Raw genomic sequence first — 24,132 nt, forward strand, 5'->3', positions numbered from 1 at the left:
CGCGCGGAGCGGCCTGGTCCAGATTCGCCAGATCCTCCGCCGACAGCACCAACTCCGCCGCCTTCATCGAGTCCTCCAGTGTAGCGCGACGCTTGGAGCCCGGAATCGGCACGATGTCAGGCCCTTGCGCCAGCAGCCAGCCCAGCGCCACCTGCGCCGCACTGGCCTCATGCGCAGCGGCGATTCCCTTCACCACCTCGACCAGCTGCATGTTGCGGCCGAAATTCTCCACCGAATAACGCGGGTCGTTCCGCCGATAATCATCCTCCGGCAGGTCTTCGCGCTTGGTGATCTGCCCGGTCAGGAAGCCGCGCCCCAGCGGGCTGTACGGCACGAAGCCGATGCCCAGTTCGCGCACCACCGGCAGGATGTCGGCCTCGACGTCCCGCTCCCACAGCGAATATTCGGACTGGACCGCCGCGATCGGATGGACGGCGGCGGCGCGGCGGATCGTCTCGGCGCTCGCCTCCGACAGGCCCAGCCGCCGGACCTTGCCCTGCTCGACCAAGCGACCCATCGCGCCGACCGTTTCCTCGATCGGCACGTTCGGATCGACGCGGTGCTGATAGAACAGGTCGATCGTCTCGACGCCCAGCCGCTTGAGCGATCCCTCGCAGGCGCGCTGGACATTGGCGGGCGTGGAGTCGACGCCCATCATCCCGTTCTCGTCATAACGAAAGCCGAACTTGGTCGCGATCACCACCGCATCGCGCTTGCCGCGAATGGCGCGGCCGACCAGCTCCTCATTGACCAGCGGGCCATAGATTTCGGCGGTGTCGAACAGGGTCACGCCCAGCTCGATCGCGCGGTGGATGGTGGCGATGCTCTCCGCCTCGTTCGCCTCGCCATACATATTCCGGCCAACACCGGCCATCGGCATACAGCCCAGGCCCAGCGCGGAAACCTCGAACTCAGGGCCGAGAGTGCGATATTTCATGGGCGTTCCTCGTCGATCGTGCCGCTCCAGCGCGAAACGGTCGCGGTCGCGGCAAGGTCCATGCTGACATTGCCGAGAGTCCGGAAAATGTCGGGAATCGTCTCGACCGCGATGAGCAGCCCCAAAGGCGCGGCGGGCACCCCCAGCGCGACGCAGACCGGCGCGATGGAGGCGAAGAAGGTGATCTGCGACGGCAGGCTTGCCGACCCCAGCGAGACCAGGATCGCCGCGACCACCGCCGCCGCGACCGCCGCCGGGCCGGGCACGATCCCGAACCAGTCGGCGATATAGAGCGCGACCGCCACGTTCATCGCGGGCTGCGTCCCCCGGAACATCGCGACCGCCATGGGCAGGACCAGGCTGGAGGTGGCGGGGGCGATACGCAGCGTCTTTGTCCCCTCGACCATGGCGGGCAGGCTGGCGAGCGAGCTTTGCGTTGAGATGGCGACCGCCTGGGCCGGGGCCAGCGCACGGGCGAAGCGTGGCAGGGGCACACGCCCGGCGATGGCGGCGACGGAATAGGCCATCAGCACGACGATGCAGCCGATACTGGCGATGGTCGCGATATAATGGAGCAACGCCCCGAACGCCGCACTCCCTGCGCTCGCCCCGACAACAAAGGCCAACGCGAAGACGCCGAGGGGTGCCAGCCACAAGACCCAGCCGATCAGGACCAGCATCGCATCACGGATGGCGGTGAAGAACCCCAGCAGCTGCGCCCGGCCGCTGCCCTCGATCCGGGTCATCGCAAAGGCGAAGGCCAGGGTGAACAGGATCAGCGACAACAGCGCATTGTTGGTCGCGGCGGCAAAGATGTTGGTCGGCACGATCCCGGTCAGGAATTCGCTGATCGGCGGGGTCGGCCCGACCGGTGCGGCATGGCCCAGCGCGGTCTTCAGCGCCGCCGCCGCGCCGCGCGGGATCGGTATGAGATGCAGCAGCACCGGCGTGACCAGCGCCGCCATCGTCGCGGTCAGGGTGACCAGGCCTAGGAAGGTCACGATCGCCCGCCCCGCGATCCGCCCGGCCTGCGCCGCCTCCGCCGTGGTCGCCACCCCGGTGATCAGCAGCGTGACGACCAGCGGGATGACGGTCATCTGCAATCCGTTCAGCCACAGCGTCCCCACCGGCCCCGCCACGCCGATCCCCCATCCGGCGGCTTGCGGCGACAGGGTCGCCACGCCCACGCCCGCCAGCAGACCGGCGGCAAGGCATAACAGGATCAGCGTGGCGCGGGACATGGGATGCCTTTGACGTCTTTGAGCTTTTGGAAAGGTCACGCTACACGGGACGCGACCAGTTGATGTTTCCCCTTCTAGACCGGCAGGAACCAGGCCGTATGGCAAGAAAATATTTCGGCACCGATGGCATTCGCGGCGCGACCAACGGCGCGGTGATGACCGCCGAGATGGCGATGAAGGTCGGCATGGCCGCCGGGGCCTATTTCCAGCGCGGCGACCACCGCCACCGCGTCGTCATCGGCAAGGACACCCGCCTGTCGGGCTATATGCTCGAATCGGCACTGGTCGCCGGGTTCACCAGCGTCGGCATGGATGTCGTGATGCTTGGGCCGCTGCCGACGCCCGCGGTCGCGATGCTGACCCATTCGATGCGCGCCGATATCGGCGTGATGATTTCGGCCAGCCACAATCCCTTCGCCGACAACGGCATCAAGCTGTTCGGCCCCGATGGCTATAAGCTGTCCGACGAGGCCGAAGAGTCCATCGAGGACCTGATCGAGCAGAAGGTGCCGCTGGTCCCCTCGGGCAAGATCGGCCGGGCGCGCCGGGTCGACGACGCCGCCGGGCGCTATATCCACTTCGCCAAGTCCACCTTCCCGCAGGCGCTGCGCCTGGACGGCCTGCGCGTCGTGATCGATTGCGCCAATGGTGCGGCGTATAAGGTCGCGCCCGCCGCCCTGTGGGAACTGGGCGCGGATGTGGTGGCGATCGGCGTGACCCCCAACGGCACCAACATCAATGACGGCGTCGGCTCGACCGCGCCGCAGACGCTGGCCGAGACGGTGGTGGCCAGCGGTGCCGATATCGGCATCGCGCTGGACGGCGATGCCGACCGGCTGATCATCGTCGACGAGCATGGCCAGGTCGTCGATGGCGACCAGCTGATGGCGATGATCGCGACCAGCTATGCCCGCGAGGGACGGCTGGCGGGTGGCGGCCTGGTCGCTACCGTCATGTCGAACCTGGGCCTGGAGCGGCATCTGGCCGCACAGGGGCTGGGCCTGGTCCGCACCAAGGTCGGCGACCGCCATGTGCTGGAGGCGATGCGCACGCGCGGCTATAATGTCGGCGGCGAGCAGTCGGGGCATATCATCCTGTCCGACTATGCGCGCACCGGCGACGGGCTCGTTGCGGCGCTCCAGGTGCTGGCCGAGCTGAAGCGCGCGGGCGCGCCCGCCAGCGAGGTGCTGCACCGTTTCGATCCCCTCCCCCAGCTCCTCAAGAATGTCCGCTTCGCGGGCGGCAAGCCGCTGGAGCATGAGAAGGTGCAGGGCGTCATCGCCGCCGCCGAGGCCGAACTGGCCGGGCGCGGCCGCCTGGTCATCCGCCCATCGGGCACCGAGCCCGTCATCCGCGTGATGGCCGAGGGCGAGGACAAGCGGCAGGTCGAAACGCTGGTGGACCGCATCTGCGACGTGGTGCGCGAGGTGGCCGCCTGATGCTGGAGATGCGTCCCGATTGCGAGCGCTGCGGCGCAGACCTGCCCCCGAGCCAGGGCGGGGCGTTCATCTGTTCGCTGGAGACGACCTTCTGCGCCGAATGCGCCGACGAACTGGACGAGACCTGCCCCGATTGCGGCGGGGAACTGCTCGACCGGCCGACGCGCATGGGCCGCGTGCTGAAGGCCAATCCCGCCTCTACCCAGGCCCGTTTTCGCGGCTGACCTCGACCCCGCGTGCCCGCCGCTCTATGCGGGCCGCATCACTTTGAAGGAGTTTCCATGCCCCAGCTCGTCCTGATCCGCCACGGCCAGTCCGCCTGGAACCTGGAGAACCGCTTTACCGGCTGGTGGGACGTCGACGTGACGGCGCAGGGTGCCGCCGAGGCGCGCGCAGCGGGTGCGATGATGGCGGAGAAGGGCCTGGACTTCGATCTGACCTTCACCAGCCTTCAGACCCGCGCGATCAAGACGCTGAACCTGGCGCTGGAGACCATGGGTCGCCTCTGGCTGCCGACCGAGAAGCATTGGCGGCTGAACGAGCGTCATTATGGCGGCCTCACCGGCCTCGACAAGGCGGAGACGGCGGCCAAGCATGGTGATGAGCAGGTCAAGATCTGGCGCCGCAGCTTCGACGTGCCCCCGCCCCCGGCCGAGGCGGGCGGCGAATTCGATGTGTCGAACGATATCCGCTACAAGGGCATCGAGGTGCCGCAGACCGAAAGCCTGAAGGACACGATCGCCCGCGTCCTGCCCTATTGGGACGAACGGATCGCGCCGGCGCTGCGCGACGGCAACCGGGTGCTGATCTCGGCGCACGGCAACTCGCTGCGCGCGCTGGTCAAGCATCTGTCGAACATCCCGGACGACGAGATCACCGGCCTGGAAATCCCGACCGCGCAGCCGATCGTCTATGAGCTGGCCGACGACCTGACGCCGACCGACCGCTATTATCTGTCGGAACGCTAAGCGATCCCGACATCAGGCCGCCCCATCGCTTGGCCGATGGGGCGGTCGCGCCCACCGCACGAGGCTTGATCCGCGCCACGGATCGTGCAGTCTGGCCGTCTGTTCCCGTTACCATGACAGGAAGAGCGCCATGACGACGATTCGAGCGGCCGTGGGGCGCGGAGCCCCCAACCATCCCGACGATGTCACCGCCATCCAGCGTCTGCTGGTTCGCCACGCCCGCTGGCTGGACGGCGCGCCGCCGCCCGATATCAACGGCCAGTATGACGCCGCCACCGCGCGGGCGATCCTGGGCTTTCAGAAGGATGGCGCGGCGCTGGCCGTGCCCGACGGCGTGGTGTCGCCGCGCGGCGGAACGCTCGCCCGACTCGACCTCGAACAGATCGCCGGACCGCAGCATCGCATCTTTCGGTCGCTGTGCTGGGCGCATCAGGGCGACACGCTGACCGAGGCCGATTATGCGACGGCCGCCACCACCCTGGGGTGCGAGGTCGCCGCGATCAAGGCGGTGGCGGATACCGAGGCCAAGGATGAACCCTGGGACATGATGGGCCGCCCGATCATCCTGTTCGAGCGGCACAAATTCGCCAAGCACAGCCACGGCCTCTACAATCGCAGCCATCCGGATATCTCGACCCCGCGCGCAGGCGGTTACGGCCCGTCGTCGCGGCAATATGATCGCCTGCGCCGGGCGGCGATGCTGGATGAAACCGCCGCGTTGAAATCGGCGTCCTGGGGCCTGTTCCAGATCATGGGTGAAAATCACGGCGATGCAGGTCATCCCACCGTCGCCGCCTTTGTCGACGCCATGATGCTGCGCCGGTCCGAACATTTGAAGGCCTTCGTCCATTTCGTCGCCGCCAATCCGGGCATGAAGAAGGCGATCCAGAACCGCGACTGGGCCGCGTTCGCCCGCGCCTATAACGGCCCCGATTACGCCAAGAATGATTATGACGGCAAAATGCGTCGAGCCTATGAGCGGTTCGCCCCCGCGACACCCGCCCCGGCGCGTCAACCCGCTGGAGTAAGATGAGGATGCGCCCCCACCCGATCATCGGCTTGCCCGCCGCCCTGCTGCTCCTCGCCTGCGGGGCCCCTGCGCGCTCGGTTCCCGCCCAGCCCGACAATGGGGCGGCCCCCGGCGTTGCGGTTCCTGCGGTGCCCTCACCCTCTCCGGCCGCGACACCGCCAGGCACGCCGGACGGCAAGCCCGTGACGATCACGCTCACCGACAAGCGTCGGGTCACGCTCGCCGGGTTCCGGGTCGTCGAGAATCACGGCCTGTCCGCCGGGCAGTGCGGCGTGACGATCGACCGACAGCGGCTGATGACCCTGGGGATCGACGATACCGATGCCTATAGCTGCGACGCCCTGGTCGCGGCGGGCTTCCTGCCACCCGATGGCCAGCGGCAGCGGATCGGCCTGATCTACGACGCGTCTTCCCCCAACGCGCATTTCCGCACTGCCGTAGTGCTACGCGAGGAGGAGGGACGCTGGCAGGTCGATCCGGGCTATACAGGCAAGTTCGATGACACGCCGGCAGGGCGGTCCATCCCCGCGCTGCGCCGCGCGCTAAAGTAGGCGGCGGGTTGACGTATACAGAAGGTTGCTCGTTCCGCTCGTGCCCGCTAGTCACGCGCCCTCCCCCTCGGCACCGGGGCCGCAGGGGCAGGGCGGAATGCGGATATGATGTCGGTCGGGATCATCATGGGGTCCACTTCGGACTGGGAAACCATGCGGCACGCCGCCGAGACGCTGGAGGCGTTGGGCGTCGCCCATGAAACCCGCGTCGTCTCCGCGCACCGCACGCCGCAGCGCCTGTACGACTATGCCACCACCGCCGCCGATCGCGGGATCAAGGTCATCATCGCAGGGGCAGGCGGCGCGGCGCATCTGCCCGGCATGGCGGCCTCGATGACGCACCTGCCGGTGCTGGGTGTGCCGGTCGAATCCAAGGCGCTGAAGGGCATGGATAGCCTGCTCTCGATCGTCCAGATGCCCGGCGGCATTCCCGTCGGCACGCTGGCCATCGGCAAGGCGGGCGCGATCAACGCAGGCCTGCTCGCCGCGTCGATCCTGTCGCTGTCCGACGACGCGCTCGCCGAGCGGCTGAAGGCGTGGCGCGAACGCCAGACCGACAGCGTCGCCACTGATCCACAAGGGTAAGCCAATGTTGAAGCCGGGTTCGACGATCGGGATTCTGGGCGGCGGCCAGTTGGGCCGGATGCTGGCGGTGGCAGCGGCGCAGCTAGGCTATCGCACCCATGTACTGGCTCCCGATGAGGAAAGCGTGGCGGCGCAGACCGCCTCGTCGCTGACCCGTGCGGACTATCACAACAAGGTGGTGCTGGCCGATTTCGTCGCCGCCTGTGACGTCGTGACCTATGAGTTCGAGAATGTCGACGTGACGCCGGTCGAATGGCTGGCGGAGCGCCTGCCCGTCCATCCCGCTCCCGCCGCGCTCCGCGTCGCGCAGGACCGGATCGCCGAAAAGAGCTTCGTCGAAAAGGTCGGTGGTCGCCCCGCCCCCTGGGCCGCGGTCAACTCCGCCGCCGACCTGACCGCCGCGCTGGAGCGGATCGGCTGCCCCGCCATCCTGAAGACCACGCGCTTCGGCTATGACGGCAAGGGCCAGGCGCTGATCCGCGACATGGCCGAAGCGCCCGCCGCCTGGGAAGCGATCGGTGGTCCGGCGGTGCTGGAGGGTTTCATCCACTTCACCCATGAATTCTCGATCGTGATCGCGCGTGGGGAAGACGGGCAGGCGGTCCGCTACGATCCGCCGCACAATGTCCACCGCGACGCGATCCTGCGCAGTTCGACGCTGCCCGCGCCCGCCGAAATCCTTGCCCAGGCCGAGGAGGCGACTGCGCTCGCCATCCGCATCGCCGAGGAACTGGGTTATGTCGGCGTGCTGGCCTGCGAGTTCTTCGCGACCGAGAACGGCCCGGTCTTCAATGAGATGGCCCCGCGCGTCCACAATTCCGGGCATTGGACGATCGAGGGTGCGGAAACCTCGCAGTTCGAGAACCATATCCGCGCGATCTGCGGCCTGCCGCTGGGCGATACGTCGCTGACGGGTACGCGGGTGGAAATGGAAAACCTGATCGGCGACGATGCCTGGGAACAGGCGCTGACCGAAAGGGGCACGCACCTGCACCTCTATGGCAAGGGCGAATCGCGGCCGGGACGCAAGATGGGGCATATCACGCGCGTGGTGCGGTAAGCCGACGCGCTATTTGTGGATGGTGAAGGTCACGGGCACCAGCACCTCTGGCTGGATGACCTGATCCCCCTTCATGACCGGGCGGATGCGGAAGCGGGGATAAAGCCCCAGGGCCGCTGGGCCGAAACCCCGCCCGCCCGGCCGTTCCGCCGCGATCGCGCAGCTTTGGGGGCGGCCGGGTTTCGGCACGACGCAAAGCAGTACCGCGAGCCCATTGACGCCGCCGCTCCGCGCCATCTTCGGAAAAGCCTCGTCGATCAGGGACTGGGGTGGCTTTTCGATCCATTCGGCCAGGGCAAAGCGTAACCGCCCCTGACCCGGCCCATCGCCATCGCCGCGTCCATTACCGGTGCCGCGCCCTTCTCCGCCGGTGCCCTGACCGCTGGCCAGCCCCTCCCCCCTCCCATCGGAGGCGACAGTGCCGGTATGCAGTGGCAGGTCGGCGGTAATCTCGGCGGCTACCGGGGCGGGCAGGTCGACACGATCGAATGGGGCCGCAGCGACCGCCGCCGGAGCCGCCTGCTGCGCCTCGGGTGCCAGCGCCTTACGAGGCGCGCCACTCCCGGCAGTCGGCCGGATCACCACGCTCTCGCGCTCGACGGGTGCGGGAGACGGGGAGGGCGAGGTGACAGGGACCGGCGGCGGCTCCGGCAGAGGGAAGACGTTGATCAGTGGTAAGCTCGGCTGTTCCGGCCTGGAATCCGATTGGAACGGCGTCAACCACAGCAACAGGGCCAGGATCGCCAGATGCACCGCCAGCGTGGCGATCGCCGCCGCCGATTGTCGCCCCCTGTCCCGCCGGACCGAAACACTCCCATGCATCGCGATGTTCTCCCATGAGGAGGATCATCGCGATGCCCCGTCCGGTCAAGCCTTGGCCCACTCCTCCCCGATCCGGCGCAGCACGTCGAGCGGTACGCGGCCGTGGCGCAGGACGGCGGTGTGGAACGCCTTCAGGTCGAACGCCGTGCCCTTCTGCTTCTTCGCCAGATCACGAATGTCGACGAACACCGAATGGCCCAGCTTGTAGCTCGCCGCCTGGCCCGGATTGACGCAGTAGCGCTCCACCTCGCGGGTGGCGAAGCCCTCCGCCTCGCCCTCGGCCTCGACGAAGTGGCGGATCGCCTGCTCGCGGGTCCAGCGCAGGTGATGCAGGCCCGTGTCGACGACGCAGCGATTGGCGCGGAAGAGCAGGAACTTCAGATACCCCAGCTGTCCCAGCGGATCGTCGTCATACATGCCGATCTCGTCCGCCAGCTGCTCGGCATAGAGCGCCCAACCCTCGCCATAGCCCGAAAAGCCGTTGATCTTGCGGATCAGCGGCAGTCGCGTGTTGGACAGCGCCAGCCCGCCCTCCATCTGATGGCCCGGCAGGCCTTCGTGATAGACCGTCGTCGCCAGGCAGAATTTGGGCCAGTCGGCGCTGTCCTTCAGGTTGAAATAGACCAGGCCGGGGCGCGAGCCGTCGATCGCGGGCCCCTGCGCAAAGGCCGCCGCCGCGCCCGCCTCGGTCTGGGGCGGCACGCGGCGCACCTCGAAGCCATAGGGCGGTATCCGCTCGAACACCTGCGGCAGGCGGGTGCGGATCGCGTCGAGCCGCGCGTTGCAATAGGCGATGGCGGCGCGCTTGCCCTCATCGGTATTCGGGTAAAGCTGGTCGGGATTCTTGTAGAGCGCCGCCATGCGCTGGCCGACCGTGCCCTTGGTGAAACCCTGTTTCTTGAGCAGCGTATCGAGCCGGGCGGACAGCATCGCCGCCTGCTCGCGGCCGAAGCGGTGCACCTCGTCGGGCGAGAAGCTGGTCGTCGTATTGGCCTTGAGCGCGACCGGATAATAGGCCGCGCCCTCGCGCAGCTTCCACACGCCCGCGTCATGCGTCGCCTTGGTACGCAGCGTCTTGGCATAGGCGATCTGGCGGTCGAGCGCGGGCAGGATTTCGGCGTCGTAAATCTGTGCGGCCTGTTGCGCATAACGGTCGCCCAGCCCCTTGTCCTTCGCACGACGGGCCAGCGACTGGACGACCAGCGCGTCGGACGCGGGCTGGCGGGTCTTGGCCATCTGCTCCAGCGCGAGGTCGAGGATGAAGTCGGGCGGCACCACGCCCTGCCCCGCATCATGGCGCATCCGCTCGGTCTGCGCGTCCATTTGCGAGGCAAAGGCGCGCAATCGCATCAGATAGGCGTCGGCGTCGCCCGCACTCGCGATCTTGTGCTTGGTGTCGAGGAAGTCGGGGACCGACTGGTACGCGCCCGAGAGCTGCGACACGACATAGGGGCTGGGGCCATAGGAACTGCCGCCAAAGTCGAACGCTTGCACGGCTTGGGCCGAACGACGGGTGTAGAGGACTGACTCCAGGTCGATCCGCTCTTCGGGCGACAGGCTGGCGGGGTCGATCGCCTCCAGCCGGGTCAGGTCGGCCTTGGTAGCGGCCTTCCCCGCCGCGATCCCGGCGGGCGACTGGTCGGAGAGTCTGCTGCGCAGATCGGCATTGGCGCCGGTATCGAGGCCGAGACTGGTCGCGGCCTCCGGGTTGCGGCGAAGCTGTTCTTGGACCAGCGTGTCGAACAAGGCGGTGAGTTGGCGGGAGGGCGTATTCTGGGCCACGACGCCCTCGCTGCCCGCCGCCACGGCCAAGGCCGCCGAGCCTCTCAGGAAATGCCGCCGATCGATCATGCCCGTCCCCTTTATGGTTTTCAGGCGCAGCGTAACGGAATCCGACCGGAATTGAACCGGTTATCTGACAATGAGCGGCATAAGAAAAAGGGCGGCGCGCCGGGTGACGCACCGCCCTTCCCCCATCCGAAGCGCGAGGATTACCCTGCGCGCGTGCCCGACAGCGGGAAGCTGCCGAACGCGCCCGCGCCGACCGAGCCGGTCAGCGTGTCGCCATCGGCGGTCGCTTCGCAGTCCAGCGTCATCGGCATGGGCGAGGAAATGGACATCTTCCAACTGATCGTGTTGCCGGACACGTCGCCCTCGATATCCATCGCGCCCATCTGGCCGCCGCCCGAACCGGTGAAGCGATCACCCTCGGTCGTGACGGTCAGCGTCATCTCCTGGTCGCCCAGCGGCGACTTGACGATGCAGTTCCAGGTCCCGTCGATATCGGCCATTCTCACTCTCCCTTATTGCGCTGCCGGGGCGGCGATGACCGCCGAGGGTTCGATCACCTCGACGGGCAAGCCCAGCGTGTCGAGCTGCGGCTTGACCGTCTTGGCATCGCCGACCACCACCCAGACGAAGCTCTTGGGGTTCAACGCCGCCTGGATCGACTTGTTCAGCTCCGGCAGCGTCATCGCCTGATAACGCTGGGTGATCGTCGCATAGTAATTGTCCGGGCGACGATACAGGTCGTTGGCCTGCATCGCCGACAGCACCGCGCCCGAGGTCTCGAAATTGCCCGACAGCGAGCGGATCGCACCGGTGATCGCGCGGTCGAACTCCGCCTGATCCATCGGCTTGGTGGTCAGGAACTCGGCCACGTCGGTGCGCAGCGCGTCGATCGACGGGCCGGTCTTGTCCGCCTGGACCGGGGCCGACATGATGTAGGGCGCGGCGAATTCCGAGGTCTGGAAGCCGCCCCGCACGCCGTAGGACCAGTGCTTGTTCTCACGGATATCGGTGTTGATCCGGCTGAGGAAGCTGCCGCCCAGCGCGTCGTTGGCGGTGTTCTGGACCAACAGATTGTCGATGCCCTTCAAGGACGTCGGCGCGCCCGCCAGGATCATCGACTGCGGGCTGTCGGGACGGTTCACCAGCACGATCTTGGGTGCCGAGGGCTGGCCCGCCGTGAAGTTCTTCACGCCCGCCGCGCCGGTGCCGCGCCAGTCGCCGAACACGCGGTCGAGCGCGGCCTTCACCTCGGCCAGCGGACGGTCCGACGTGACGAAGATCTTCGCCTTGTCGGGGCGCAGCCAGGCCTGCTGGAACGCGACCAGCTGCTCGCGGGTCATCGCCGCCACGGCAGCGGGGTCACCCGCCCCCTGCGCCTTCGCATAGGGGCTGGTCGGCCCATAGACGAGCGGCGGCAGGACGCGGCCGGCCAGCCCCTGCGGGCTGGTCAGCTCCTGCTTGATACCCGCCAGCGTCTGCGCCTTCACCCGCGCCAGTTCGGGATCGGGGAAGGCCGGATTGCGCAGGATATCGGCATAAAGGTCGAGCGCGGGGGCCAGGTTGATGCTCGGCACGTCCAGCCCGACAACGGTGCGATCGTTCGTCGCGCTCGACCCCATCGTCGCACCCAGCCGCTCCTGCTCCTCGGCGATCGCGATGGTGTTGCGATGGGTCGTGCCCTCATCGAGCATCGACTGGACCATGCGCTGCGTGCCCAGCTTGCCCGGCACGTCGGCGGCGATACCCGCGTCGAAGGACATGGCGATCTGCGTCACCGGCACCGCGTTACGCTGGGCGTAGATCAACTCGATCCCGTTCGCCAAGCGGCTGCGCTCGACCGCGGGGAAGCTCAACGGCTTGACCTGTCCGACATCGGGCAGCGCTCCGCGCGTGCCCTTGGCGGGCTGGTCGGGGGCGGCGGGCGCATCGGCGCGCGGCGGCACCTTGGCCTCTTCATAGGCATCGCGCGCACCCGGCACGACGGTCAGCGTATAGGCCGGACGCGACAGCCACTTGTTCGCCGCCGCCTTGACGGTCGCGGGCGTCTGCGCCGCGATCCCTTCCAGCTGCTTCTTGTATTTGCCCGGATCGTTCGAGTAGAGCGCGCCTTCCGCCAGCGCGACCGCCTTGCCGCCGAAGCCGCCGACCGATTCCAGCCCCTGGACACGCCCCGACACGAATCGGGTCACGGCGCGCTGTACTTCATCGGCGGTCGGGCCGTTCTTCAGGAAATCGGCGAGGATTTCCTGCATCCGCTTGTCGACCACCGCCGGATCGACGCCGGGGCGCACGATCGCGGTCATGTTGAACATGCCGACCTGCGCGAAGGGCCGGTCGCCCGCCGACACCTGCACCGCCAGCTTTTCCTGCTTCACCAGGATATTGTCGAGCCGCGACGAGGCGAGCCCGCCCAGAACCGAACCCGCCACGACCAGCGACGCCGTCTCGGGATCGTTCAGCCCGGGCACCGCCCAGTTACGGCTGATCATGACCGCCGCCACGCGGTCCTTCATCACTTCGTTGACGGGCGCGGGCAGCGTCGGGATGGTGACCGTCGGCAGCACGCTCTTCGGACCCGGCTTGATCGCGCCGAAATACTTCTCGACCAGCGGCTTGGCGGTGGCGACGTCGATATCGCCCGCCAGCACCAGCACGGCGTTGTTCGGGCCATAATGGCTCCGGAACCAGTCCTTCACCGTGTCGAGCGAGGCGGCATCCAGATCGGCCATCGAACCGATGGTGGTGTGGCCATAGGGATGGTCGGCGGGGAACAGTCCCTGGGTGATCTTATACTGGGTCAGACCGTAAGGCTGGTTGTCGCCTTGGCGCTTCTCGTTCTGGACGACGCCGCGCTGCTCATCCAGCACGCCTTGCGTCACCGCGCCGAGCAGATAGCCCATGCGGTCCGATTCCAGGAACAGCGCCCGGTCGAGCGCGGCGGTCGGCACCGTCTCGAAATAATTGGTCCGGTCGAAATAGGTGGTGCCGTTATAGTCGGTGGCACCGACCGACTTGAGCGGCGCGAAGAAGTCGCCCGGCGCATTTTCCGAGCCGTTGAACATCAGATGCTCGAACAGATGCGCAAAGCCCGTCTTGCCCTTGGGCTCATGCTTCGAGCCGACGTCATACCATACGCTGACCGCGACGACGGGCGCCTTGCGGTCGGTATGGACGACGACGCGCAGCCCGTTCTTCAGGGTGAAGGTCTGATAGGGAATGTCGACCGCCTTCACGAGGGTCGAGACGGGCGCGGGCTTCGCCGTCGCGGCGGCGTTGGTGGCCTGGGCCAGCACGGCCTGCCCCGGCACGACGAACGCAAGGGCGGCGGCGCCGGTCAGCGCCACGGACTTGATACGCATAGCTTTTGAGTCTCCCCACTCGGTGTATGGTGTGAGCATAGCGGACGCGCGGCGGACCGCAATCCCGCGCAGACGAACGGAATTCGCAAGCTTTTCGCGGACACCCTTTCGTTATCGAAACGGCCGTCCCATGTTGCGGCTAGCGAAATTGCGCCAACCCCTTGTGTTGCCAAATTGCAACACCATCTGACCTGGAAAGCGACAGGAACCCCAGATGAACCTCGAAAAATTCACCGACCGCGCGAAAGGCTTCCTGCAAGCCGCGCAAACCGTGGCGATCCGCAACAGCCATCAGCGTATTGCCCCCGAACATCTCCTGAAGGCACTGATCGAGGACGATCAGGGCATGGCGTCCGGCCTGATCCAGGCGGCGGGCGGCGATCCCAAGCGCGTCGAGCGCGAGACCGATGCGGCGCTGGCCAAGATCCCCGCCGTCTCCGGCTCGGGCGCGCAGTCGTCGCTGGGCCTCGACAATGATCTGGTCCGCGTGCTCGACCAAGCCGAACAGGTCGCGCAGAAGGCGGGCGACAGCTTCGTCACCGTCGAGCGCCTGCTGCTGGCTCTCGCGCTGGCCTCGACCAATGCGGCGGGCAAGGCGCTGGCGGCGGGCGGCGTCAATCCGCAGAGCCTGAACGGCGCGATCGAACAGCTGCGCCAGGGCCGCACCGCCGACACGGCGGGGGCGGAGGACCGCTATGACGCGCTCAAGAAGTTCGCCCGCGACCTGACCCAGGTGGCGCGCGACGGCAAGCTCGATCCCGTGATCGGCCGCGACGAGGAAATCCGTCGCACCATCCAGATCCTGGCGCGCCGGACCAAGAACAACCCCGCGCTGATCGGCGAACCCGGTGTCGGCAAGACCGCGATCGCCGAAGGGCTCGCGCTGCGCATCGCCAATGGCGACGTGCCGGACACGCTCAAGGACCGCAAGCTGATGGCGCTCGATATGGGCGCCCTCATCGCGGGCGCGAAATATCGCGGCGAGTTCGAGGAACGGCTGAAGGGCGTGCTCGACGAGGTGAAGGCCGCCGAGGGCGACATCATCCTGTTCATCGATGAGATGCACACGCTGATCGGCGCGGGCAAGGGCGACGGGGCGATGGACGCCTCCAACCTTTTGAAGCCTGCCCTTGCGCGCGGTGAGCTGCATTGCGTCGGCGCGACCACGCTCGATGAGTATCGCAAATATGTCGAGAAGGACCCCGCGCTCCAGCGGCGGTTCCAGCCGGTCTTTGTCGGCGAGCCCACGGTCGAGGACACCATCTCGATCCTGCGTGGGCTGAAGGAGAAGTACGAACTCCATCACGGCGTGCGCATCACCGACGGTGCGTTGGTGGCGGCGGCGACCTTGTCGAACCGCTACATCACCGACCGCTTCCTGCCCGACAAGGCGATCGACCTGATGGACGAGGCCGCCAGTCGCATCCGCATGGAGGTGGAGTCCAAGCCCGAGGAGATCGAAACGCTCGACCGCCGCATCCTGCGCCTGAAGATCGAGCGCGAGGGGCTGCGCCGCGAGAGCGACGCCGCCAGTATCGACCGTCTGGAGCATCTGGAGGAGGAACTCGCCAATCTCGAGGAACAATCGCACGCGCTGACCCAGCGCTGGCAGGCCGAGAAGGACAAGATTGCGGGCGAGGCGAAGCTGAAGGAACAGCTCGACCAGGCGCGTATCGAACTCGACCAGGCGCAGCGCAGCGGTGACCTCGCGAAAGCCGGTGAGCTGTCTTATGGCCGCATCCCGCAGTTGGAGAAGCAACTGGCCGAGGCGCAGTCCGCGACCGAGGGTGCGATGCTGCGCGAGGAAGTCACCGCCGACGATATCGCGGGCGTGGTCAGCCGCTGGACCGGCGTGCCGGTCGACCGGATGCTCCAAGGCGAGCGCGAGAAGCTGCTGCGCATGGAGGAAGTGCTGGGCAAGCGCGTCATCGGGCAGGAGGATGCGGTCCGCGCCGTCTCCACCGCCGTCCGCCGCGCGCGTGCCGGGCTCCAGGACCCGAACCGGCCGCTGGGCAGCTTCCTGTTCCTGGGGCCGACGGGCGTCGGCAAAACCGAGCTGACCAAGGCGCTCGCCGAATTCCTGTTCGACGATCCCAGCGCGATGGTGCGCATCGACATGAGCGAGTTCATGGAGAAGCACAGCGTCGCCCGGCTGATCGGTGCCCCTCCCGGCTATGTCGGCTATGAGGAAGGCGGCGTCCTGACCGAGGCGGTGCGCAGGCGGCCCTATCAGGTCGTGCTGTTCGACGAGGTGGAAAAGGCGCATGGCGACGTGTTCAACGTGCTGCTCCAAGTGCTGGACGACGGCCGGTTGACCGACGGCCAGGGGCGCACGGTCGACTTCTCGAACACGCTGATCATCCTGACCTCGAACCTGGGCAGCCAGTATCTGGCGGCGGTCGAGGACGGGCAAAGCGTCGAGAGCGTCGAGCCGCAGGTGATGGAGATCGTGCGCGGTCATTTCCGCCCCGAATTCCTCAACCGGCTGGACGAGATCATCCTGTTCCACCGGCTGGGCCAGAGTCATATGGGCCCGATCGTCGATATCCAGGTCGGCCGCGTCGCCAAGCTGCTCAGCGATCGCAAGATCAGCCTGCACCTGACCGACGCCGCGCGCGAATGGCTGGGCCGGGTGGGGTATGACCCGGTCTACGGCGCGAGGCCCCTACGCCGCGCGGTCCAGCGCCATTTGCAGGACCCGCTGGCCGAGGAAATCCTGCGCGGGAATGTGAAGGACGGGTCGACCGTTACCGTGGATGAAGGCGACGGCAAGCTGGCGCTGTCGGTCGCGTAAAAAAGGGGAGCGAAGGACCACGGCCCTCGCTCCCCCCTTCCCGCCCCCCAGGACGGCCGACAATCCGTTCGATCAGAACAGGATGTCGAAGCCCAGCCGCACCGAACGCGGCGTCAGATAGCCCAGCGGCGTGCCGTACAGCGGATCGGGCGTGTACTGATTGCCCGCCTTCTGGTTTTCGTGCTGCACGTAACGCTGCGTGATCGGCTGCGAGTTGAAGATGTTGAACGCATCCGCCCGCACGACGAAGCGGTTGAAGCCCAGCGACTGGGGCAGGACGTAGCGGAACGACAGGTCGATCTGCTTCACCCAGTCCGTCCTCAGGCCAGTGCCGCGCGGCGAGGGCTGCGTCGCGGTATAGTTGCCCGCCGCATTCAGCGGTCCATAGGCGCAGTAGAAGCTCGACGCGCCGTAACCCGCCGCATTGGCATCGGTCGGGTGATAGCCCATGCAGCTCAGCCGCTGCGGCGACTGGACCAGCACATTGGTGCCGAACGACAGATTGTCGGTGACGTGATAGCTGCCAAAGGTCTTGAACACGAAGGTTCGGTCATTGGGCAGCAGGCCGGTCGAATAGTCGGTCAGACCCAGATAGTCGTAATCCTGCGTCGAACCTGCATCCGACTGCGCACCGTTGCCGGCGTCGGACTTCACCGTGCCCTCGTAATTGCCATAGGAGCGCGCCACGGTGATCGAGCCCTGGAGCGACCAGATGCCGTCATCCGCCCGTTTCCAGTCGAACACCAGCGAGCTGTACTGACGCTTCGGATTGGGGAAGGCCAGGCCAGTCAGCGTCACCGTCTTGGTCGGATCGACCCAGTCCCGCACCGTCTGCGACGACCGACCCGGGTTCCAGATATAATAGGCGCTGTTGTTCTGGTAGAAATCGCACTGGCTGGCCGAGGCATTGGCACCGCCATTGCAATAGTAATTCGCCAGGAACGGTGCGAAGTCGGTATCTTCCGACACACGGCCCAGGTTGCGATAGGTGCCGGTCAGGCCGACCGAGAACAGCTCGCTCACCCGGAACCGTGCCCCCAGGACGAATTCGTCCTCATAGGTCGGCTTGGCCCCGACCGCCATCTTGGCCGCCGCCGGGTCCTGCACGCCCGCCCCGAAGATCAGGCAGGTGCCCTGGCCGTTGACCGGATTGCCCGGTGCCGCCGAGATGTTCGTCGGGCAGTTGGACGAATAGCCCGAGCCGCCCAGCGTCGTCAGCGCCGGACCCAGGTTGAGCAGCGGCAGGCCGGTCTGCACATCGACCGGGAAGTTTGCCGCCGTGTAACCGGTGGGATAGGCGAAATACTCGCGGAAATACAGGTCGCGACCACGGAAGCCGAGGTTCATCGCGGGCGGGATGAAGTAGCGGCCATAGCTGCCGATAAAGCGGAACCGCGAATCGCCACCCGGCGTCCAGCTGAACCCGACACGCGCCGCGATATTGTCCTTCAGCGACAGATAACGCTGGCCCGACAGGTTGGACTGCTGGAACTCGTCGTCGCGCACACCCAGGTTGATGGTCAGGCCGCGCGCGGGCTCCCAGCTGTCCTGCACATAATAAGCGCGGTCGTTGCCCGAAACGAACCCGCCCAGTCGCTCATACATCAGCCGCACGCCGATATCGCGATAGTCATACTGGATCGGCAGGCCGCCGTTCAGCGTGGTGATCTTCGTTTCGCTGACATCCTCATTGTCCAGGCCGAAGCGGACATGGTGACGCCCGAGGATCTCGAAACGCAGGTCACCGTCGATCCGCCAGAACTTGCGCTGCGTATCGTTGATCGCATTGCCGCTATAGGGCTGGCCCGAGATGGTCTTGGCCAAGCCGCCGGTCGTCGCGGTGCGGCGGTCGATGACGTAATAGGACGAGGTGTCCAGCGGCATCGAGTCGTTCGAGTCGCGGTTGATGCCGTAGGCGCCCGAAATCTGGAAGAAATCGGTGATGCTGCCGGTATAGCGGCCCACCCAATTGAAGCCGCCCTGCTTATACTTCTGGCTGCCGGTGTAGGTGCCGGGTGTGCCGCCGGTGAAACTGGCGTTGGGGGTAAAGGTGTAATTGTCGGTCCGCGTCGTCTGGCGCGTGTCGAACATCGTGAATTCGAGATGCTGGGTCGGCGTCGCATAGATATCCAGCTTGCCGCCGTAGAACGGATCGGTGCTGATCGATCGGAAATAGTTGTTGGCGATCGGCGACGCGCCTTTGCCCACAATGTCGTTGGCCTGGTACAGGCCATAGAGGAAGATATGGTCCTTGATGATCGGACCACCGGCTTCGATGCTCAGCGCCTGGGTAGCGGTATGCGCCAGGCGACCGATGTTCGAGGGATTGGTCGGCGTGCCGATATTCGGGCTGCTCGATTGCAGTCCGGTCTCGTCAAAATTGCCGTGGATCGCCATCATCGGGGTGTTGGAGCCCGACTTTGTGGTGGCGTTGATGACGCCGCCGGTCGCGCGCCCAAATTCGGCGGCATAGCCTGCGGTTTGGACGTCGACCGTCTGATAGAAGTCGAACGGCACCCGCGCCGACCCGACATAGGTGTCCGGGTTGGTGATGTTCAGGCCGTTGATATAATAGGCATTCTCGGCCACCGACGAGCCGCCGAGCGACGGCACGTTGCCAAAGCCCGGAGCGCCCTGCACCGCGCCCGGCGCCAACAAGGTCAGCGCGGTGACCGACCGTGCGATCGGTAGCTGCGCCGCCGTCGCCACCACGTCCAGGTTCAGGCCGGTGGTGGTTTTGGTGAAATCCTGGCGGATACGCTGACCGGTGACGATGACTTCGTTGGCGGGGGCGTCCTTGGCCGTCACGGTCACCGTGATGCGGCTCTCCTGGGCGGGCGCGATCTGGATCGTGTCGCTCTGGGTGCGATAGGCGTCGCCCTCGGCCGTGAGCTGATACTGACCCGGGGTCAGGCCGACGGCGGAAAAGCCGCCGGTCGCCGATGTCGTGTAGGTCCGCGACTGGTTCTGCGCCAGCGAGCGCAGCGTCACCTTGACCCCTGCCACAGGCTTATTGCCCGCATCCACGACCGTACCGGTGATCGCACCGGTGGTATAGTCCTGCGCCGCCGCCGGCGCTGACAGCGCAACCATGCCGACACCAGCCCCCAGCATCGCCAAAGCATACGCCGCCGTTCCCCCGCGCAGCACGCTGCGCAAGAAGCTACCATTTCTCATCGCGTCTAAGCCCCTCTGTCGATCGGTGTGCCGACCGCTATTTCCCGCCCTCACGATGGAGCGGATGCAGGGGATATTTCACCAAAGTGACAAACCATCACAAATGACATTTGTTACATCATGAGGTTTAGGGATATTGATGGGCACGAAAGTCACATAATGGCGGCATTTGAAAGCACATATACACCAAAATTCTTCACTATCAGCGCCTTGCGGCTTTCCGGCCTGTGGCCGATGTGTTTCACCGCCTTAAAGCGCCAGAACAATGTGGCCGCGGTATTCTGCGATAACGCTGCAGCTAAATTCTACTCCGAACCGCCGACTAGACAGAAAATTATAAGATACATTATTTCATCATAACATGGTTGTTATTTATCGAAATACGATGAACCGGCATTTTGCTGGCCAAATGACCCGCACAACAAAAAAGGGCAGCCCAGACGGGCCGCCCCTTCTCATACCGTCAATGTCTACCGGTTAGAAATTGACACCGAACTGAATGCGCGCCGAGCGGCCCGCATTGTACGACGTCGGCAGCGAGTAGACCGGCTGCGGCGCACCGGCCGAGGTCGTACCCGTTTCCTGCAGGCGCAGGACCGGCCTCGAGTTGAAGACGTTGAACACCGACAGACGTACAAAGCCGTTGAAGGCGTCGGTCGGCACGGCCACCGTCGCGTCGAGGTTGAGCAGCGCCAGCCAGTCCGACTTGAGCTGCGAACCGCGGTTTACGACCTGTAACGTGCTGGGGCGCGCGCCACCGGCCCGGTTGAACGGGTCGTTGATGACAGTGAAGCCCGCCGGATTACGAACGACCGATCCGTTGACGAGGTTACAATAGGCGCCGCTGGTCGTGTAATACAGACCAGTGATGCCGCCCGGAGCGGTCGCGTCATAATCGGCACTCGCTGGCGGACGACCATAGCAGCCGAACTTGCGCGGTGCACTGACCGAGCCGTTGAAGCTGAGCGTCAGCCAGTCCGCGAACTTGTACGAACCCCATGCCTTGAAGTTGTGGCGGCGATCGTTGGGCAGATACCCGAAGGTGCCGTTGACCAGCACCGGAAGGTCGAAGGCCGTCGTCAGACCGGCGTCAGACTGCGCATTGTCCGACCGGACGCCACCTTCGATGTTTCCGTAATTCTTCGAGTAGGTGTAGTTCGCGTTCAGCGACCACTTGCCATCCCATTCCCGCTCGAACGTGAGGTTGACGCCGCGATAGGTGCGCTGCGCCCGCGGATATTGCAGCGAAGCCGCTGACAACGTCACGGTCCGCGGGTTTGCCTCGCCCGGCAGCGGATCGCTCAGCGTGACCGCCACGTCGCGGCCCGGATTGATCAGGGCGAACTGATGGACGCCGTTCCAGATCGAACGGCAATCCGCCGCCGCCTTGCCCTGCGAGATGCAGTAGGGGATGATCGCCTGATCGAGCGCGGCATCTTCCAGCGAGTTGTTCAGTTTCGTCTGGATGAAGTTGAAGCCCACCTTGATGCGGTTGCCGAGCCGACGTTCCACACCGAAGACGATCTCGTCGACCGACTGCGGCTTCAGGTTCGATGCCACCACCGAGGCGGTGCTCGGCACGGTTCCGTCGTTGCGCAGGGTGCAGGCCGTTCCCGCAGGCGAATTGTTCGGACAGGCGGTAAAGCCAGCGCCGGTGGTGATCGGCGCGCCCAGGATCGGCGTGTTGTCGGCCATAAGCCCGGCGAACTGGTAATAGGCGTCATAATCGAGTTCGCCGCCGGCCAGTCGGACGTTGGTGTTCACCGCAACGGGGATGAAGTAACGGCTATAGGACCCGAAGAACTTGGTGCGGCCATCGCCCAGCGGATCGATGCTAGCACCCAGGCGCGGCGCCCACTGGTTCTTGGCGAGGAAGAAGGTCTGCCCGTCGCCATTCTTGTTCTCGAACCGATCGTTACGAACGCCGAGGTTCAGGTTCAGGCGATCGTTGAGCAGATGCCAGTCGTCCTGAACATAGAAGGCCGTGTTGCGGGTTGAGAATTGGCCACCCGTGCGGAACACACGCCCCTTGATATAGCTCGTGCCGCCCGGCAGTCCGATGACCGGATCGATCGTCGTTGCCGCGCCCGAAGCGGTCAGCAGCGTATATTGCGCACCACCATTGGCAACGCTGATCGAATTTTCGTCGAGGTCTTCCCGATCGTAACCGCCACGAATGTGATGCGATCCCAGAAGTTCGAACCGGACATCGGCATCCGCGCGATAGAAGGTGCGCTTGTCGAAATTCAACGATGCGTTGCTCAGCGTGTTGCCGATGCCGCTATTGGCCCCGTTCCGCTGGTCGGTCACCGACGGCAGATTGGGCAGGCTCGACTCGGTGGTTTCGCGGTTCTTGTTGACGCCGTACGCCGCCGACAGGGTCAGCCACTGCGTGAAGCTGCCCGTGTAGCGGAAGACGTAGTTTTCGCCACCCGACTGGTAGATGTTGGTGGCGATGTACCCACCCGGATTGTTGGTGTTCAGATTGTAGCGCAGCCCGCTCGCCAGCGTGTAGCGGCTGGTGCCGTAGACATTCTCGATCCGACGACCGGTGGTGTTCCAATAGGTCGCCTCAAGCCGCTGGCCGTCGACGATAACCGCGTCGATCTTGCCACCCCAGAACGGGCTGGTGTTGCGGTTCTGGCTGTAGGAGGTGCCGACGATCTGCTGGTTAAAGGTGTTCAGATCGGCGAAATTGGCGCACAGCGCCGGATTGCTGGCGCAACCATTGGCCCCTGTGCCGGTGGCCGACGCGACGCCGGTATAGCCCTGGCCATCGCGAATATCGCGGGCATTGTAGAGGCCGTAGAAGAACAGATGGTCCTTGATGATCGGACCCGACAGTTGGGCGATGAACTCGTGGCGATCCGAATAGTATGAATCATTGTCCGCAGCATAGGTATTGCGCGTCTTCGACATGAGGCTGTTCGGCTGCCAGTTGAACAGCACGCCGCCATGCCACTCGTTCGAGCCGGACTTGGTGGTGCTGTTGATCATGCCGCCGGTAAAGCGACCGAACTCCGCCGGGATACCGCCGATCTTGGTCTGCACCGTCTGGTAGAATTCGAACGGGACACCCGCCGCACCGAGTCCGTTGCGGAACTGCGTGACATTCAAGCCATTGATATAATACACATTTTCCGAGATCGACGCCCCGTTGATCGACGGGAGCGCGGCGAAACGATTGTCACCACCGACAGCACCCGGCGCGAGCAGCACGACGGACGTCAGATCGCGACCGACGGGGATGCGCGTGGCAACGTCGGCCACATCGACCGTCTGGCCGATCGTGTTGCTGCTGAAATCGACCACCTGTACGCGACCGGCCGTGACGATGATCTCGCCACTGGTGCCCGCATTTACCGGCTGGAGGTTGAACTGGTTCGCAGCGCGACCTTGAATCAGGCGAACTGCCGGATCGGTGAAGCTATCATAACCATCGGCGGCGACGGTGAAGCTATAGGTTCCCTGCGGCAGCGCAGAGATGACGTACGAGCCATCGGCCTCCGTCGTCGCGGTGCGGGTGAAGCCCTGCGCCGCGGACGTCACCGTCACGGTCGCACCCCCGACAGGCTTGCCATCGGTGCCCATGACACGGCCGGTCGCGTTCACCTGAGTATAGTCCTGTGCCGCGGCGGGCGCAGCCAGCGTCACCGCGCCGACGCCTGCCCCCAGCATCGCCAGAGCCTGGAGCGCCGCACCGTTGCGCAGCACTGCCCGTGAGAAAAATCCCCGTTCCATCACGCTATATGTTCCCCCTTCGTGGCCGTTGACCGGCGAAATCAATGCATCGCCTCGGTCGGACGATGACAAACATATGTCAGCACAATGACCGCACCCCACAAACAGATTTTGACATGTTATACTTTTTGCAGTCGCTCTGTGGAAAAATTGCAACACTTTAGCGGTCAAGGAGGAGCTATTGCTTCAATATCAGGCATGAATTGCTTGTGCTGTCGGCATTTTCACCATTAGCGTATTGGTGTTTTGGTTATGCACAACACCAATACGCTTGAGTTGTTTACAAAACCCGGTGCTTCACCACGAACGAAGGTGACAAACTATCGGTGATAGTACGACGCAGAAGAAATAAGAGCTCACCTGCAAATTCACGCGCTTTTCCTGGAAAAGCTCGCCAGTATAAAAGCCGGCATCCATCATCAGACCCTGCGTTTGCGAAGATTTTATGGCCGAAAGTTCGCCGCTGCCCCGCATCGCTTTTTATACATATGCGCCGCAGGTGATCGGATCTATCGCCGACAAACTGGAGATTTTTAAGATGTCAGCTCAGACTATAATCTCGACGGATCGGCGCGTTTTTCGAGGGCTGGCTCTTGCGAGGCCAGACTAGTGGCGGACCACTAGGGTCCAAACCCAA

The 24,132-nt window shown here is 65.3% G+C and carries 16 protein-coding genes; 8 read left to right on the top strand and 8 right to left on the bottom strand.

From position 1 onward, the window contains the following. On the bottom strand, window positions 1-937 hold a 937-nt coding region (locus SB4_RS15870; RefSeq protein ID WP_058753348.1), incomplete at its 3' end, for an aldo/keto reductase. Further along, on the bottom strand, window positions 934-2,178 hold the full coding sequence (locus SB4_RS15875; RefSeq protein ID WP_058753349.1) for a dicarboxylate/amino acid:cation symporter: 1,245 nt from the start codon (window positions 2,176-2,178) through the stop codon (window positions 934-936). The genes SB4_RS15875 and SB4_RS15870, both read right to left, overlap by 4 nt. A 98-nt stretch (window positions 2,179-2,276) precedes the next feature. Here SB4_RS15875 and glmM point away from each other — a divergent pair, with 98 nt between their 5' ends. The 7 genes from glmM (at window position 2,277) to SB4_RS15910 (ending at window position 7,811) form a co-directional block, all read left to right on the top strand. Next, complete coding sequence (gene glmM, locus SB4_RS15880; protein WP_058753350.1) at window positions 2,277-3,617, top strand: phosphoglucosamine mutase; 1,341 nt, start codon at window positions 2,277-2,279, stop codon at window positions 3,615-3,617. Next, window positions 3,617-3,841: a DUF1272 domain-containing protein gene (locus SB4_RS15885; protein ID WP_058753351.1), complete on the top strand. Its 225-nt coding sequence runs from the start codon at window positions 3,617-3,619 to the stop codon at window positions 3,839-3,841. The genes glmM and SB4_RS15885 overlap by 1 nt, the downstream gene beginning before the upstream one ends. A 57-nt stretch (window positions 3,842-3,898) precedes the next feature. Continuing rightward, window positions 3,899-4,585 carry a 2,3-diphosphoglycerate-dependent phosphoglycerate mutase gene (gpmA, locus tag SB4_RS15890; RefSeq protein ID WP_058753352.1) on the top strand — a complete coding sequence of 229 codons (687 nt, stop codon included), beginning with the start codon at window positions 3,899-3,901 and terminating at the stop codon, window positions 4,583-4,585. Between the two features lie 130 nt (window positions 4,586-4,715). After that, window positions 4,716-5,618, top strand: coding sequence for an N-acetylmuramidase domain-containing protein (locus SB4_RS15895; protein WP_082670238.1), 903 nt, complete (start codon window positions 4,716-4,718; stop codon window positions 5,616-5,618). Beyond that, complete coding sequence (locus SB4_RS15900; RefSeq protein WP_153006284.1) at window positions 5,615-6,166, top strand: hypothetical protein; 552 nt, start codon at window positions 5,615-5,617, stop codon at window positions 6,164-6,166. The genes SB4_RS15895 and SB4_RS15900 overlap by 4 nt, the downstream gene beginning before the upstream one ends. 105 nt (window positions 6,167-6,271) lie before the next feature. Further along, window positions 6,272-6,751, top strand: a complete 480-nt coding sequence (purE, locus tag SB4_RS15905; protein WP_058753354.1) for a 5-(carboxyamino)imidazole ribonucleotide mutase — start codon at window positions 6,272-6,274, stop codon at window positions 6,749-6,751. Between the two features lie 4 nt (window positions 6,752-6,755). Next, window positions 6,756-7,811, top strand: a complete 1,056-nt coding sequence (locus SB4_RS15910; protein ID WP_058753355.1) for a 5-(carboxyamino)imidazole ribonucleotide synthase — start codon at window positions 6,756-6,758, stop codon at window positions 7,809-7,811. A gap of 9 nt (window positions 7,812-7,820) precedes the next feature. Here SB4_RS15910 and SB4_RS15915 read toward each other — a convergent pair whose 3' ends face one another. The 4 genes from SB4_RS15915 to SB4_RS15930 form a co-directional block, all read right to left on the bottom strand. Next, entirely contained in the window at window positions 7,821-8,633 is an 813-nt protein-coding gene (locus tag SB4_RS15915; RefSeq protein WP_058753356.1) for an energy transducer TonB, read from the bottom strand. A 45-nt stretch (window positions 8,634-8,678) separates the two neighbouring features. After that, entirely contained in the window at window positions 8,679-10,484 is a 1,806-nt protein-coding gene (locus tag SB4_RS15920) for a DUF885 domain-containing protein (protein ID WP_058753357.1), read from the bottom strand. Window positions 10,485-10,624: 140 nt separating this feature from the next. Continuing rightward, window positions 10,625-10,924, bottom strand: coding sequence for a hypothetical protein (locus tag SB4_RS15925; protein ID WP_058716715.1), 300 nt, complete (start codon window positions 10,922-10,924; stop codon window positions 10,625-10,627). 12 nt (window positions 10,925-10,936) lie between these two features. Next, a complete protein-coding gene (locus SB4_RS15930; RefSeq protein WP_058753358.1) occupies window positions 10,937-13,783 on the bottom strand; it encodes a M16 family metallopeptidase in 2,847 nt (948 codons plus the stop codon). 214 nt (window positions 13,784-13,997) lie between these two features. Here SB4_RS15930 and clpB point away from each other — a divergent pair, with 214 nt between their 5' ends. Further along, on the top strand, window positions 13,998-16,577 hold the full coding sequence (clpB, locus tag SB4_RS15935; RefSeq protein ID WP_058753359.1) for an ATP-dependent chaperone ClpB: 2,580 nt from the start codon (window positions 13,998-14,000) through the stop codon (window positions 16,575-16,577). Window positions 16,578-16,649: 72 nt separating this feature from the next. Here clpB and SB4_RS15940 read toward each other — a convergent pair whose 3' ends face one another. Beyond that, the gene (locus SB4_RS15940; protein ID WP_082670239.1) at window positions 16,650-19,754 is read right to left on the bottom strand and encodes a TonB-dependent receptor; all 3,105 of its coding nucleotides are present in this window, start codon (window positions 19,752-19,754) and stop codon (window positions 16,650-16,652) included. A gap of 477 nt (window positions 19,755-20,231) precedes the next feature. After that, window positions 20,232-23,495 carry a TonB-dependent receptor gene (locus SB4_RS15945; RefSeq protein WP_082670240.1) on the bottom strand — a complete coding sequence of 1,088 codons (3,264 nt, stop codon included), beginning with the start codon at window positions 23,493-23,495 and terminating at the stop codon, window positions 20,232-20,234. Window positions 23,496-24,132: the final 637 nt, after the last annotated feature.

The sequence above is a fragment of the Sphingomonas sanguinis genome, from assembly GCF_001476905.1.
In the GTDB taxonomy this organism is placed as follows: Bacteria; Pseudomonadota; Alphaproteobacteria; order Sphingomonadales; family Sphingomonadaceae; genus Sphingomonas; species Sphingomonas sanguinis_B.

Coding starts and splice junctions, on each gene's coding strand:
- clpB (WP_058753359.1), top strand. CDS start 13,998: ATGAACCTCGAAAAATTCACCGACCGCGCGAAAGGCTTCCTGCAAGCC.
- gpmA (WP_058753352.1), top strand. CDS start 3,899: ATGCCCCAGCTCGTCCTGATCCGCCACGGCCAGTCCGCCTGGAACCTG.
- SB4_RS15910 (WP_058753355.1), top strand. CDS start 6,756: ATGTTGAAGCCGGGTTCGACGATCGGGATTCTGGGCGGCGGCCAGTTG.
- SB4_RS15895 (WP_082670238.1), top strand. CDS start 4,716: ATGACGACGATTCGAGCGGCCGTGGGGCGCGGAGCCCCCAACCATCCC.
- SB4_RS15900 (WP_153006284.1), top strand. CDS start 5,615: ATGAGGATGCGCCCCCACCCGATCATCGGCTTGCCCGCCGCCCTGCTG.
- SB4_RS15940 (WP_082670239.1), bottom strand. CDS start 19,754: ATGAGAAATGGTAGCTTCTTGCGCAGCGTGCTGCGCGGGGGAACGGCG.
- SB4_RS15945 (WP_082670240.1), bottom strand. CDS start 23,495: ATGGAACGGGGATTTTTCTCACGGGCAGTGCTGCGCAACGGTGCGGCG.
- glmM (WP_058753350.1), top strand. CDS start 2,277: ATGGCAAGAAAATATTTCGGCACCGATGGCATTCGCGGCGCGACCAAC.
- SB4_RS15930 (WP_058753358.1), bottom strand. CDS start 13,783: ATGCGTATCAAGTCCGTGGCGCTGACCGGCGCCGCCGCCCTTGCGTTC.
- SB4_RS15875 (WP_058753349.1), bottom strand. CDS start 2,178: ATGTCCCGCGCCACGCTGATCCTGTTATGCCTTGCCGCCGGTCTGCTG.
- purE (WP_058753354.1), top strand. CDS start 6,272: ATGATGTCGGTCGGGATCATCATGGGGTCCACTTCGGACTGGGAAACC.
- SB4_RS15925 (WP_058716715.1), bottom strand. CDS start 10,924: ATGGCCGATATCGACGGGACCTGGAACTGCATCGTCAAGTCGCCGCTG.
- SB4_RS15915 (WP_058753356.1), bottom strand. CDS start 8,633: ATGCATGGGAGTGTTTCGGTCCGGCGGGACAGGGGGCGACAATCGGCG.
- SB4_RS15920 (WP_058753357.1), bottom strand. CDS start 10,484: ATGATCGATCGGCGGCATTTCCTGAGAGGCTCGGCGGCCTTGGCCGTG.
- SB4_RS15885 (WP_058753351.1), top strand. CDS start 3,617: ATGCTGGAGATGCGTCCCGATTGCGAGCGCTGCGGCGCAGACCTGCCC.